The sequence below is a fragment of the Streptomyces sp. Tu 3180 genome (genome assembly GCF_009852415.1).
Taxonomy (GTDB): Bacteria; Actinomycetota; Actinomycetes; order Streptomycetales; family Streptomycetaceae; genus Streptomyces.
Genome location: NZ_WOXS01000002.1, coordinates 1,946,394 through 1,958,532, shown reverse-complemented (window position 1 = coordinate 1,958,532; position 12,139 = coordinate 1,946,394). Strand labels below are relative to the sequence as shown.

General features: G+C 75.5%; 11 protein-coding genes. 2 read left to right on the top strand and 9 right to left on the bottom strand.

All coding sequences use genetic code 11. From position 1 onward, the window contains the following. Nucleotides 1–8: 8 nt before the first annotated feature. A complete protein-coding gene (locus GL259_RS09710) occupies nucleotides 9–509 on the bottom strand; it encodes a DUF402 domain-containing protein (RefSeq protein WP_159531144.1) in 501 nt (166 codons plus the stop codon). Then, the gene (locus GL259_RS09705) at nucleotides 490–1,419 is read right to left on the bottom strand and encodes a GNAT family N-acetyltransferase (protein WP_159531142.1); all 930 of its coding nucleotides are present in this window, start codon (nucleotides 1,417–1,419) and stop codon (nucleotides 490–492) included. Before GL259_RS09705 ends, GL259_RS09710 begins: the two co-directional genes overlap by 20 nt. Nucleotides 1,420–1,489: 70 nt before the next feature. Between GL259_RS09705 and GL259_RS09700 the strand changes: the two genes are divergently transcribed. Beyond that, a complete protein-coding gene (locus tag GL259_RS09700) occupies nucleotides 1,490–1,858 on the top strand; it encodes a GntR family transcriptional regulator (RefSeq protein ID WP_166461461.1) in 369 nt (122 codons plus the stop codon). Nucleotides 1,859–1,995: 137 nt separating this feature from the next. On the opposite strand, the gene GL259_RS09695 is transcribed toward GL259_RS09700, so the two are convergent. From GL259_RS09695 to GL259_RS09680, 4 genes are all read right to left on the bottom strand, one after another. Continuing rightward, nucleotides 1,996–3,090, bottom strand: coding sequence for a DUF5925 domain-containing protein (locus GL259_RS09695; RefSeq protein ID WP_159531140.1), 1,095 nt, complete (start codon nucleotides 3,088–3,090; stop codon nucleotides 1,996–1,998). 94 nt (nucleotides 3,091–3,184) lie between these two features. Next, nucleotides 3,185–3,985 carry a polysaccharide deacetylase family protein gene (locus GL259_RS09690; RefSeq protein ID WP_159531138.1) on the bottom strand — a complete coding sequence of 267 codons (801 nt, stop codon included), beginning with the start codon at nucleotides 3,983–3,985 and terminating at the stop codon, nucleotides 3,185–3,187. Beyond that, nucleotides 3,978–5,003, bottom strand: a complete 1,026-nt coding sequence (locus GL259_RS09685; RefSeq protein ID WP_159531136.1) for a glycosyltransferase family 2 protein — start codon at nucleotides 5,001–5,003, stop codon at nucleotides 3,978–3,980. The genes GL259_RS09690 and GL259_RS09685 overlap by 8 nt, the downstream gene beginning before the upstream one ends. Then, the gene (locus GL259_RS09680) at nucleotides 5,000–5,821 is read right to left on the bottom strand and encodes a glycosyltransferase family 2 protein (RefSeq protein WP_159531134.1); all 822 of its coding nucleotides are present in this window, start codon (nucleotides 5,819–5,821) and stop codon (nucleotides 5,000–5,002) included. Before GL259_RS09680 ends, GL259_RS09685 begins: the two co-directional genes overlap by 4 nt. A 651-nt stretch (nucleotides 5,822–6,472) precedes the next feature. On the opposite strand from GL259_RS09680, the gene GL259_RS09675 reads away from it, so the two are divergent. After that, entirely contained in the window at nucleotides 6,473–7,279 is an 807-nt protein-coding gene (locus GL259_RS09675; protein ID WP_159531132.1) for an SGNH/GDSL hydrolase family protein, read from the top strand. A 4-nt stretch (nucleotides 7,280–7,283) separates the two neighbouring features. Here the strand turns inward: GL259_RS09675 and GL259_RS09670 are convergent, their stop codons facing one another. The 3 genes from GL259_RS09670 to GL259_RS09660 all read right to left on the bottom strand — a co-directional run bounded on the left by GL259_RS09670 (nucleotide 7,284) and on the right by GL259_RS09660 (nucleotide 12,019). Then, nucleotides 7,284–8,906 (bottom strand): serine/threonine-protein kinase, encoded by a 1,623-nt coding sequence (locus GL259_RS09670; protein ID WP_243762552.1) that lies wholly within the window; start codon nucleotides 8,904–8,906, stop codon nucleotides 7,284–7,286. 78 nt (nucleotides 8,907–8,984) lie between these two features. Continuing rightward, nucleotides 8,985–10,511, bottom strand: a complete 1,527-nt coding sequence (locus GL259_RS09665) for a nickel transporter (RefSeq protein WP_159531128.1) — start codon at nucleotides 10,509–10,511, stop codon at nucleotides 8,985–8,987. Then, the gene (locus tag GL259_RS09660) at nucleotides 10,508–12,019 is read right to left on the bottom strand and encodes a tetratricopeptide repeat protein (RefSeq protein ID WP_159531126.1); all 1,512 of its coding nucleotides are present in this window, start codon (nucleotides 12,017–12,019) and stop codon (nucleotides 10,508–10,510) included. The genes GL259_RS09665 and GL259_RS09660 overlap by 4 nt, the downstream gene beginning before the upstream one ends. Nucleotides 12,020–12,139 lie beyond the last annotated feature (120 nt).

Below are 12,139 nucleotides of genomic sequence, written 5' to 3'. Positions count from 1 at the left end.
CGGCCGCCTCACGCGAGCAGCGTGCCGAGGCCGTCCCCGCGCGCCAGGGCCTCCAGCTCGTCGAGCGCGGCCACGGCGGCCGCCGCCGCCCGCGGATCCGTCTGCGCCAGCCCGCTCGCCGCGAACTCGTCCTCGTCCAGCCGCCGCACGTCCGTGCCGTCCGCGCCGACCCACAGGTCCAGGTCGAGGTCCTCGACGACCAGCCGGGTGCCGGAGAGCTCGGCCGGGCGGGTGACGTCGCAGTAGTGGCCCTTGAGGGCGCCGCCTGCGGTGCGGACCTCCTTCACGGAGTACCACCGGTCGCGCCAGTAGTGCTCGGTGAAGACGTCACCGGGCTCGAAACGCACGAAGCCGAAGTCGCGCACGCCGTCACCCGCCCACGGGGCGCGCACGGTGACGCGGGTGCCGTCGTCGGCGAGCAGTTCGGCGGGGTAACGGATCTTCTCGCGGCCCGCCTTGACGAGGACGACGTCCAGGAGGACCGGGCGGTCAGCCGAGTTCGCGGACATATCGCACCTCCGTGGCGCAGACCTCGTAGCCGAACCACTTGTTGATCGCGAGCATCGGTCCGTTGCCGGTGTCGTTCCCCGTGAACGCCTCCGTGCACCCGGCGGCGCGGGCGCGGTGCAGGGAGGCGTTCTTGGCGAGCTTGGCCAGGCCCCGGCCGCGGTGGGCGCGGGCGGTGCCGGTCATGGCGGTGCCGTACCGGGCGGAGCCGTCGGTGTAGGCCGCGGTGAAGGCGGCGGGGAGGCCGTCGACCACCGCGACCGTGGTCAGGCCGAGGTCGAGGAGGGGGTGCTTCCAGGTCTGCTCGAGCCACGCCCCGTAGTCGGTGAACTCGGTGCCGATGTCGCTCGGTTCGTCCGACGTCGTCTCCGCGTCGAGGGCGAACAGCGGGCGCGGGTCGTCGGCGAAGTCGGCGCCGGTGCGCAGTTCGACGCCGGGCGGCGGGTCCTGGAGGGGCGGCAGGTCGCCGTGCGCCAGGTCCAGCCGCAGGAAGTGGGCCGAGCGGCCGACGCGGTAGCCGTGCCGCTCGGCGAAGGCCCGGTTGTCCGGTGCGTCCAGGACCCAGCTGTGGACCTTGCGGGCGCCGAGGCCGGCCAGGCGCTCCTCGGCGGCGCGCAGCAGGAGCGACCCGGCGCCGCGCCGGAGCCTGTCCGGGCGGACGTAGACGTTGGCGGAGCCCTGGCCGGGCTCCGGGCTGTCGTGGGCGAGACCGACCTGGGCCGTGCCGATGATCTCGCCGTCCTCCTCGGCGACGAGCTGCCGGAAGTGGGCGTCCGGGTGGGAGCGCGTCAGGTCGTGCAGCACGGACTCGGGGGTGGACAGCATGAAGGGGAGGGCGAGGCGGCGGACGCGGGAGAAACCCTCGGCGTCGGCTCGCACCCCTGGTCGCAGGTCGCGCACGGTCACGGTCATGGCTGTGCACGCTATGCCGGGACGCGCCCGGGGTGCCTCCCATTTTTCCCGGGTGCGGGACAATCGAGCCGTGACCTTGAAGATCCACATCGATGACGGCGCGCCGCCGTACGAGCAGGTGCGGGCGCAGATCTCCGAGCAGGCCCGGTCGGGAGAGCTGCCGGTGGGGTACCGGCTGCCGACGGTGCGGGGGCTGGCCGGGACGCTCGGCCTCGCCGCGAACACGGTGGCCAAGGCCTACCGGGCGCTGGAGGCCGACGGGGTGATCGAGACCCGGGGCCGCAACGGCACGGTGGTCGCGGCCGCGGGCTCGGCGGCGCAGCGGGAGGCGGCGTCGGCGGCCCAGGGGTACGCGGAGCGGGTGCGGCGGCTCGGGCTGACCGAGGACGAGGCGCTGGCCGCCGTGCGGGACGCCCTGCGGGCGGCCTACGGGGAGTAGGCGGGACGGTCGGCCACCGGCCGGCCCGGGCCCGGCAACGGCGGCCCGCCGGCCCGTGTCTGCGTGCCGGCGGTCCGCGTCCCCCTGCCGGTGGCCCCGGGGACCGCGCCCCCGTACCGACGGCCCCGGATCCGTGCCTACAGGTACAGCCCCGCGTCCGCGTCGCCGCGCGGTTCGGGCAGGGCGGTCGGGGAGGTGCCCCGGCGCAGGGCGTACAGCTCGGCCAGGGTGGCGCCCTCGCGGCCGATGCCGTCCTCGCGGCCCAGCCAGTTCACCGCCTCCACGCGGGTCAGCGGCCCGACCTCGATGCGGGCGAGACAGCGGCCGGGGCGGACGACGGCCGGGTGCAGACGCTCCAGGTCCTCGTTGGTGGTGACGCCGACCAGGACGTTGCGGCCCTGGCCGAGCAGGCCGTCCGTGAGGTTCAGCAGCCGGGACAGGGCCTGTCCGGCCGTGTGCTTGGCCTCGCCGCGGATCAGCTCGTCGCAGTCCTCGAGGAGCAGCAGCCGCCAGCGGCCCTTGCCCGCCGCGTCCTCCTCGCCGATCGCGATGTCCATCAGGTAGCCGACGTCACCGAACAGCCGCTCCGGGTCCAGGACGCAGTCCACCTGGCACCAGTCCCGCCAGGACCGGGCCAGCGTGCGCAGCGCGGAGGTCTTGCCGGTGCCCGGCGGGCCGTGCAGCAGGAGCAGCCGGCCCGAGATGTCCTCGGGGGTGGTCTTCATCAGGCGGTCCATCGCGTCCGCCACCGGCGCCGTGTAGTTGGGCCGGACCTCCTCCCAGGTGCCCGCCGAGATCTGCCGGGTGGTGCGGTGCGGGCCGCGGCGCGGGGAGACGTACCAGAAGCCCATGGTGACGTTCTCCGGCTGGGGTTCGGGCTCGTCCGCCGCGCCGTCCGTGGCCTCGCCCAGGATCCTCGCCGCGAGGTCGGCGCTGGTCGCGGTGACCGTGACGTCGGCGCCCCGGTTCCAGCGGGAGACCAGCAGCGTCCAGCCGTCGCCCTCGGCCAGGGTGGCGCTGCGGTCGTCGTCCCTGGCGAGCCGCAGCACCCGCGCGTCCGCGGGCAGCAGGGTCGCGCCGGAGCGCACCCGGTCGATGTTGGCGGCGTGCGAGTACGGCTGCTCGCCCGTCGCGAAGCGGCCGAGGAACAGCGCGTCGACGACGTCGGCCGGGGAGTCGCTGTCGTCGACGTTGAGCCGGATCGGCAGTGCGTCGTGTGGCTTCGCGGACATGTCCGCCATGATCGGGCACACGGGCGCCGCGTGCACCCGGTTTCCGGAGTGCGCGCGGTTTTGTCGCCCGTGTGCGGCTCGTCCCCTCGCTCGTTCAGTCCCGTGGCCGGCGGAGCAGCAGACCGGCCTGCCGGGCCCGGCGGACCACCGCGTACCCCTTGGTCAGGACACGGTCCCGCGCGAAGGTGCGCGCGACGGCCCGCCCCTCCACCAGCCGCTCGAACCCGGCGGCGTCCGTCGACCGCCGCACGGTGACCCGCCGCAGGGCGTACGGCCCCTGGGCACGGCGGGCGAGGCCGTTGCCGACGGCGAGCGCCTGGGCGTACCCCGTCTCCCGCACCGCCTCGCGCACCCGGCGACTGGAGTAGCCGTAGGGGTACGCGAACGAGGCCGGAACGGAGCCCAGTTGGTCGGAGACGATCTTCTTGCACAGGATCAGCTCGGAGCGCAGCCGGCGGTCGTCGAGCCGGTCCAGCTGCGGATGGCTGTGGCTGTGCCCGCCGATCTCCACGCCCGCGCCGGCCAGTTCGCGCACCTGGCCCCAGTCCAGCATGGTGTCCAGGCCGCCGCCGGTGTCGTACGGACCCCGCAGCCATCCCGTGGAGACGAACAGGGTGGCCGGGAAGCCGTGCTGGGCGAGCACGGGCAGCGCGTGCCGGTGCACGCCCTCGTAGCCGTCGTCGAACGTGACGAGGACCGGCCGCGCGGGCAGCGGGCGCCCCGAACGCCAGCGGGCCGCCAGATCGGCGGTGGTGACGGGGGTGAGCCCCCGGTCCGCGATCACCGCCATCTGCTCGGCGAACGCCTCCGGGCTCACGGAGAGGGCACGGGTCGCCTCGCTGGGATCGGCGGCGACCGAGTGGTACATGAGGATCGGCACGCGCGCGTCAGTCACCGGCACCCCCTCGGCCCCCACCGCGCGGACCGCCGCCCGCGACGTCCACCACGGAGAACGTCACCCCGCCCCGCCGGGCCCGCACGCTGCCCACCACGTAACCGCCCGCCGCCGTGAGCACCCCGGCGACGATCGCCCCCGCGCGCCCCGCGCCGCCCGGCCGGGCCAGCAGGGCGTCGCGCAGGCCCCGCGCCACCCCGGCCGGCAGGACGCGCGTGGTGTACCGGCGTTCGGACGCCAGTCCCTTCTCCGCGCCGACGCTGCGGGCGACCAGCGCCTTGGACAGGCCCTCGGCGTACGTCCGCGTCCGGAAGTAGCGGAAGTGCTCGCGGGTCCCGGGCACCCGGTGGTGGATCACCGCGCGGTCGTCGATCAGCAGGACCGCGTCCGGGCGGGCGCGGCTGAGGCGGATGCACAGCTCCGTCTCCTCCCCGCCCAGCGGACGTTTGTTCCCGTCGCGTCCGATGCCGGTGGCGAAGCCGCCCGCCGCGTCGAAGGCGCTGCGCCGGAAGGAGGCGTTGCCGCCGAGGACGTTGCGCACCCGCACCCGCCCGGGCGGCAGGCCCCGGTAGGTGCAGCCCACCACCCAGTCGAACTCCTCGGGGAACCAGGCGGGTCGCCGGCCCGACGCCCAGACCGGCTCGGTGCGCCCGCCGACCGCCATCACGCGCGGATCGGCGTACGCCTCGGTGAAGCGCCGCAGCCAGTCGCGCTCGGCGACGGCGTCGTCGTCGAGGAAGGCGACGATCTCGCCGCGGGAGGCGGCGATCCCGGTGTTGCGGCCGGCGGACAGGCCGCGGGGGCCCGCGTTGGCGAGCACCCGCACGTCCCCGGTCTCCTTGTACTCCTCGCCCAGGCGGTCCAGGAGGGCCTGGTTGTGGTCCACGACCAGCAGGATCTCCAGGGCCGGCCGCGACTGCGCCCGCACCGAGGCGACCGCCGCGAGGACGTCCTCCCAGCGGTCCTCGGTGTAGGCGCAGATCACGACCGAGACGCCGGGGATGCCGGACTCGCTCAAGACACCTTCCCCCGGCCCGTGTCGAGCAGCGGCGAGTGGCGTGCGCGGCTGCGCAGCGCACGCCGGTTGGACCGCTCCCCGAGGATCACCCGCAGCACGCGCAGCCCGTCGCGCACGGCCCGCAGGTTGCTGGTGCCGTGGATGCGCAGGTACTCGTAGCTGGGTATCTCCTGCACCTTGAGGCCGGCCTTGACGACCCGGATGTTCATCAGGGTCTCGACCTCGAAGCCGGTGCAGTCGAGGTCGATCTTGTCCAGGCAGTGCCGCCAGAAGGCGTTGTAGCCGTAGCAGAGGTCGGTGTAACGGGCGCCGAACTTGCGGTTGACGACGGCGCACAGCACCCGGTTGCCGAGCTTGCGGATGAAGGTCATGTCGTCGGTGCCGCCGCCGTTGGCGAAGCGGGACCCCTTGGCGAAGTCCGCGCCGGAGACCAGGGCGGAGACGTAGCTGACGATCTCGTTGCCGTCGGCCGAGCCGTCGGCGTCGACCATCACGATGATGTCGCCGGTGCAGGCCTCGAACCCGGTGCGCAGGGCGTCGCCCTTGCCCTTGCCGCGCTGTTCGACGACCTTGACGTCCGCCCGCAGTCCGCGGGCCACCTCGACGGTGTCGTCGGTGGAGTTGCCGTCGACCAGGACCACTTCGTGGATCCAGTCGGGAAGCGTCTTGAAGACGTACGGCAGGTTCTCCGCCTCGTTCATGGCCGGTATCACCACGCTCACCGGCGGCGCGATGGCCAGGTGCGAGGAGACGGGCCGGTACGTGCGGGCGGTCGGCGGATCCTGGTCCGTGGCCGCCGGCTGCAGAACGGAGCTCATGAGTCTGGTCCCTCTCGTCCGGTGGACCGCCCGCCCCTCGGGCGGCCCGGCTGTTCGTCCGGTTCGAAAGGGGGGTTCTCACCCCACGGCACGACACATGGAACCGACGTGTACGCCGGGTGAGCTGGCAAAGCTGGCCGGCCGCGACAACGGCAGCCGACCGCGCGGCACGGCCCGGTCACCGTTGCGGTCACCGAGCACGGCACCCCCCTACCGCGCCCCGCGCCGGTTCGTCGCGGTCCTGAGCCCTCCCCTGGAGCCGCTTACTGACGGACCGATGCGGGTGAGATGTATGACGGTATTGACAATTGGACCCTTATGGCAAGACCTGGAACGGCGTCCCATGTTTCGATGGTTTGGCCGTCGTGTGCGGCTCTTGCCCGGATATGCCTGTCTGCATGGCCGACTTTGCCCCCCGAAGCGTCCAATGCCGGGCTTCAATGTGGCGCACCCCGTAGGGGGCGTCAAGGGCTGAAAATCCCTACGGCCAGATTTTGTCCAGGGTTGAACAGCCGTTCCCCCCGGGGTGGTTCGTGTGAAGAAGCGGAGTGATTCCCGGGGAGAGCCGGATTTTTTTGGCATGGACACTTCCAGTCAACACGCGTAGTTGGTACGACGGTTGAGGCAGAGATCCTGCTAAAGGGAGGTTCCATGAGACGTTCCCGACTTTCCCTCTTTCTGGGCTCACTCCTCCTCGCCGTCACCGCCGCCCTCACCGGCGCCACGACGGCTCAGGCGTCCCAACAGGCCGCCGCGGGCGGCTACGTGGCGCTCGGAGACTCCTACTCCTCCGGCGTCGGAGCCGGCAGCTACATCTCCTCCAGCGGCGACTGCAAGCGCAGCACGAACGCCTACCCGTACCTCTGGAGGGCCGCCAACTCACCCTCGTCCTTCGACTTCACCGCCTGCTCGGGCGCTCGTACGGGTGACGTTCTCGCCGGGCAGCTCGCTCCGCTCTCCACCTCCACCGGCCTCGTCTCCCTCAGCGTCGGCGGCAACGACGCCGGATTCGCCGACGTCATGACGACCTGTGTGCTCCAGTCCGACAGCACCTGTCTCTCCCGGATCGCCACCGCCCGGGCCTACGTCGACTCGACGCTGCCCGGCCGGCTCGACAGCGTCTACAGCGCCATCCGCACCCGGGCCCCCAACGCCCACGTCGTCGTGCTCGGTTACCCCCGCTTCTACAAACTCGGCACCTCCTGCATCGGTCTCTCCGAGACCAAGCGGAAGGCGATCAACGACGCCGCTGACCACCTCAACAACGCCATCGCCCAGCGCGCCGGCGCGCACGGCTTCACCTTCGGCGACGTGCGCACCACCTTCACCGGCCACGAGATCTGCTCCGGCAGCTCCTGGCTGCACAGCGTGGACTGGTTCAACATCGGCAACTCGTACCACCCGACGGCGGCCGGCCAGTCCGGCGGCTACCTGCCGGTGCTGGACGCCGCGGCCTGACCCGTCAGGGCGCGGTCACCGGACCGGAAGAACCGGAAGGAGAAGGGGAGGCCCCGCCCGGCGGGGTCTCCGTCTCGCACGTCACCGAGAACGGCACCGAGTCCGACGCCGTCTCCACCGGCTCCCGGACCTCCACACCGATCCTGCTCTCGAACGTGCCGCTCTGCGAGTACGTCGTCACGGCCACCGTGTCCTGCCGCGTACGCCCGCCGCCCTCCGGGAACGACAGCGTCCGCCATCCCGGATCGGCCACCGAGCCGTCCTCGGCCACCCAGCGGTAGGAGACCTCGGCCGGCAGCCGCCCCACCGTGAACGTCGCCGTGAACGCGGGCGCCCCGTCCTCGGGCGGCGGACAGCCGCCGGAGTACTCCGTGTGCGCGCCGGTCACCGTCACCGACACCGTCTGGGGCGGGGGCGTGCTCTCCCGTGCGCCGCTCGTGCCGGGGGAGGGCGCCGGCCCGTCCGTCCGGGGCGCCCCGGCCCCGTTCCCGTCCTCACCGGCCGGCGCGGACGAACCCGCCCGCGTGCTCCGGTCCCGGGCGCCGGAACCGCCGTCCCCGCCGCCGTCCCCGCGGTCCAGCAGCGCATACGTCAGCCCGGCCAGCGCCAGGGCCAGCAGGGCCACGCCCGCGACCAGGGCGACGACGGCGCGGCGGCCGCGCTCGGGCCGGGTGACCGCGGTGGTCCCGGCCGGCGCTCCCGCGGCCGGCAGCGGGGGCGTGGGCGGGGGCCCGGGGTGGTGCGCCCGCGGACGCGCGGCCACGGTCGGGGCGTACGCGGCCGGAACCGCGGTGTCCGCCCGGGGGGTGTCCTCCCCGGAGACGGTGCCTCCGGCACTGATGACCCGCAGGTCCTGTTGCGCCCGCTCCGCCGTGAGCCGCCGAGCCGGATCCTTGCGCAGCAGTCCCTCGACGACCGGGGTGAGCGGACCGGCCCGGCGCGGCGGCGGCAGCTCCTCGTCGACGATCGCCCGCAGGGTGCTCAGCGGGGTGTCCTGCCGGAAGGGCGAGTGGCCCTCGACCGCCGCGTACAGCAGCACGCCGAGCGACCACAGGTCCGACTCGGGGCCGGGCGTGCGGCCCAGCGCCCGCTCCGGGGCGAGGAACTCGGGCGATCCGACGACCTCCCCGGTCATGGTCAGCGCGGAGCTGCCCTCGACCGTGGCGATCCCGAAGTCGGTGAGCACGATCCGTCCGTCGTTCGCGATCAGGACGTTGGCGGGCTTCACGTCCCGGTGCAGCACCCCGGCCCCGTGCGCGGCCCGCAGGGCGGCCAGCACCTCCGCGCCGATGTGCGCGGCCCGCCGCGGCGGCAGCGGCCCCTCGGCGTCCAGCACCTCGGCCAGCGACAGGCCGCGCACCAGTTCCATGACGATCCACGGGCGCCCGTCCTCGGTGGCCACGTCGTAGACCGTCACCACGTTGCGGTCGGCGACCCGGGCCGCCGCCCAGGCCTCCCGCTCCAGACGGGCGTACATCCGTTCCACGTCGGACGCCGGCAGCCCGGCCGGGGCGCGGACCTCCTTGACGGCGACCTCGCGGTGCAGCACCTCGTCACGGGCCCGCCACACGGTGCCCATGCCGCCCTCGCCCAGCGGCGACAGCAGTCGGTAGCGGCCCGCGACCACCCGCTCACCGCCCGGTTCCTCGGACACGGCGCCCCCATTCGCAGCCGGGCGAAATCTGCCTTTCCTCATGAAAGTAGCTCAGCCCAGCGCGGATGCCGCCCCCCTGAACACCAATCCGGCTCCCAGGGCCACGACGGCGAACGCCGACCCCAGGGGCGCGCTCCGGCGCACCAGCGCCGCCCACGGGGCCGCCGTCCAGCGGGGGCGCCGGGCCAGGAGCCGGGTCACCCCGCTGCCCGCCCCGACGACCGCGTACCCGGCCGCGGTGAGGGTCAGGGCCAGGCCCACGCCGTACGCGACGACGAGCAGCAGCCCGAACCATGCCCGGCCGAGCGCCGCGGCGCCGACCAGCACCACCACGGCGGACGGGCTGGGCACCAGCCCGCCGGCGAAACCGAGCAGGATCGTGCCGCGGAGGGTGGGCGCGGCCGGATGCGTGTGGGTGCGGCCGCCGTGGGTGTGCGTCGTCCCGTGGGGGTGCGGGTGATCCCGGCCGTGGTCGTGGCTGTGGCCGTGGTGGTGCCCGTGGTCGTCGCCGTGGGGGTGCGGGTGCGGACGCCGGTGCGCGCGGCCCCGGTTGCGCAGGGCCCGGCGTACGAGGCCCGCGCCGGCCAGGGTGACGAGGACGCCGCTCGCGACGCCCAGCCAGGCGACCACCGAGGGCGCGGCGGCCGAACCGGCCGTGACCAGCAGGCCCAGGGCGACCACGCCGAGGGTGTGGGTGACCGTCACCGAGGCGGCCATGGGCAGCACGTCCCCGGGCCGCGCCCGGCCACCGCGCGCCGCCGCCGTCGCGGCCATGAGGGTCTTGCCGTGGCCCGGCGCGAGCGCGTGCACCGCGCCGAGGAGGACGGCGGTCAGCAGGGCGAGCGCGGCGAGGCCGGCCGTGAGGTCGCGTCGTGCGACGAGGTCGCCCAGGGCGCGCGTCCAGCGGTCCGCGCCGCGGGGCAGCACGGAGGAGGCGGGCGCGTCGGCCTCCCGCCCCGCCAGCGCCGGGCCGCCGGGGCGGACGCGCAGGGCTGCGGTCGTGGTGCCGGCCGGGGAGGAGAGCAACCCCTCCGGGTAGCGCGTCAGCTCGCGGGAGAGCGAGCTGTCCGGCACGTCCGAGCCGGTGAGCGTCATGCGGTCGCCGCGCGCGGTGATCTCCCGCCAGCCCGGTCCGGACGCCGCCCCCGCCGCGCGGAAGGCGACGTCCACCGCGCCGCCCTCCGGCAGGGGAGCGCGCAGCCCGCACTCCACGCGCAGGGTGTCGAGCCCCGCCCGGCCGGGCCGCACGCGCACCCGGCTGTCGCGCACGGCGAGCGGGACCGCGCGGCCGTCCACGCGCACCTCGCTGTCGCGCGCGGCCGCGGCGCAGCGCCGGCGCGCCCACGCGTCCCGGCCCAGCCGGCCGACGTCCGGCCCGGCCTGCGTGGCCGGGATCTCCGCGAGGTCCTCGACATGGTGGACGCGGAGTTCGCCGGGCGCGGCGACCAGCCCGTCGTAGCGGTTGACGGTGAAGTCGCCGAGCGGGTGCGCGCTCGCCGCCGTGGCCGGGAGCAGGGCGAGCGCGCACCCGGCGGTGAGGACGGCGGCCGCGGCGGTGACGGAGCGGCGGAGGATCACCGTGCCCCCTCCAGGTCCTTCAGCGCGGCACGGGCCGCACGGGCGCCGAGGGGCGAGAAGCCGGGGTTCAGCTCCAGGGCCGCCGCGAGGGAGGCGCGGGCGGCGCGGTCGTGCCCGGTGGCGCGTTCGATCATGCCGCGGTGGTAGAGGAAGGCGGCGTTGCGGTACCCGGTGGCCGTGGCCCGGCGGGCGTACGGAAGGGCCTCCTCGTCACGGCCGTTGACGTGCAGCGCCCACGCGAGGGCGTCCGCCGTGTGCACACCGTGCCGGCGGTCCCACGCGGCGCGGGCCGCGCGCAGGGCCTCCCCAGGGCGGCCGTGGTCGGCGGTGGCGAGCGCGGTGTCGAGGTCGGCGTCCACACCCCCGGCGCGGGCCAGCGCGGTCCAGGCGTCCACCAGGGCGTACTGCTCACGGGCCCTCGCCCGGTCGCCGTCGGCGCCGCGGTCCTCGTACAGCTCGCCGAGGGCGACCAGCGGACCGGGCAGCGGGGAGCGGGCGACGACCCGCTCCAGCGTCGCGACGGCGCCCGCGCGGTCCCCGCCCGCGGCCTGGGCGCGGGCCCGGCCCTCCAGGGCGGGGAGGTGGTCCTCCTCGGCGGCGAGCGCGCGGGCGTAGTGGCGCAGGGCCGCCGGGTGGTCCCCCTGGTTCCAGGCGAGCTGCCCGAGCGCGGTCGCGACGTACGCCACGTCGGCGGGCGAGGAGGCGCCGTCCAGGGCCCGCTCCAGCACCTCCCGCGCGGTCCGCACGTCGCCGCGCAGCTCCCGCACGTACGCGTACCGCGTGAAGACGGGCACCCCGGGCCGCCTGCGGTCGGCGGTGCCGGCGGCCCGGGCGGCCTCGTCGTAGCGGCCGAGCTCGACCAGGGCGTCGATGCGGGAGCACAGGGCGCGCTCGCTGTAGGGGTTCCGCTCCAGGGCCCGGTCGGCGTACTCCAGGGCGCCGGTGAAGTCGTGCCGGGCGGCGGCGAGCGCGGCCCGGCCGGCGAGGGCCTGGTCGTTGCCGGGTGCGAGGGCGAGGGAGCGGTCGAGCGCCCGCTCGGCCTGCGGGTAGCGCGAGGGGTCCCCGTGGATCCGGGCCTGCTCGACGTAGGCGACCCCCAGGGTGGCCCAGCCGCCGAAGTCGCGGGGCTGGGCGCGCAGACGGGTCTGGAGCGCGCGGACCCCGGCGTCGAGGTCGCCCCCGGCGAGCACACCGGGCGCGAGCGCCCCGGCCGCCGCTGCCGCGCCGGCCCCGGCCCGCTCTCCGCCCCGGCCGCCTCCCACCGCGACGGCCCCGGCGGTCATCGCGACGGCCAGCAGACCGGCGCACAGGGCGAGACGGGTCCCGCGCGAGCGCCGCGCGGCGGCGGAGAACCGGCGCGGGGCGGCGGCCGTGGCGGGGCCGGGCGGTTCCACGGTGCCGGGTCCCGTGGCGGGGCCGGACGGTTCCTCGGGCCCGGGTTCCGCCGGGGCGGGCGGCGCGGTGCCCCGCCCGCTCTCACGGGCGCTGTCGTCGGTACGCGCAGGCATGACCTCTCCTCGGTCGCTCGCTGGGTGCGGAGGCAGGCGGCGCGGCCCGTGCCGTGGGGGAAGGGGGAACGGGCCGCGCCTGTCGGCGGGCGGGCGGCCGGGAGCCCCGGCGGCCCGCCG

What these genes read in the sequence shown, in the direction of transcription:
- GL259_RS09710 (WP_159531144.1), bottom strand. Translation starts at nt 509, where the DNA reads ATGTCCGCGAACTCGGCTGACCGCCCGGTCCTCCTGGACGTCGTCCTC.
- GL259_RS09705 (WP_159531142.1), bottom strand. Translation starts at nt 1,419, where the DNA reads ATGACCGTGACCGTGCGCGACCTGCGACCAGGGGTGCGAGCCGACGCC.
- GL259_RS09695 (WP_159531140.1), bottom strand. Translation starts at nt 3,090, where the DNA reads ATGTCCGCGAAGCCACACGACGCACTGCCGATCCGGCTCAACGTCGAC.
- GL259_RS09680 (WP_159531134.1), bottom strand. Translation starts at nt 5,821, where the DNA reads ATGAGCTCCGTTCTGCAGCCGGCGGCCACGGACCAGGATCCGCCGACC.
- GL259_RS09675 (WP_159531132.1), top strand. Translation starts at nt 6,473, where the DNA reads ATGAGACGTTCCCGACTTTCCCTCTTTCTGGGCTCACTCCTCCTCGCC.
- GL259_RS09660 (WP_159531126.1), bottom strand. Translation starts at nt 12,019, where the DNA reads ATGCCTGCGCGTACCGACGACAGCGCCCGTGAGAGCGGGCGGGGCACC.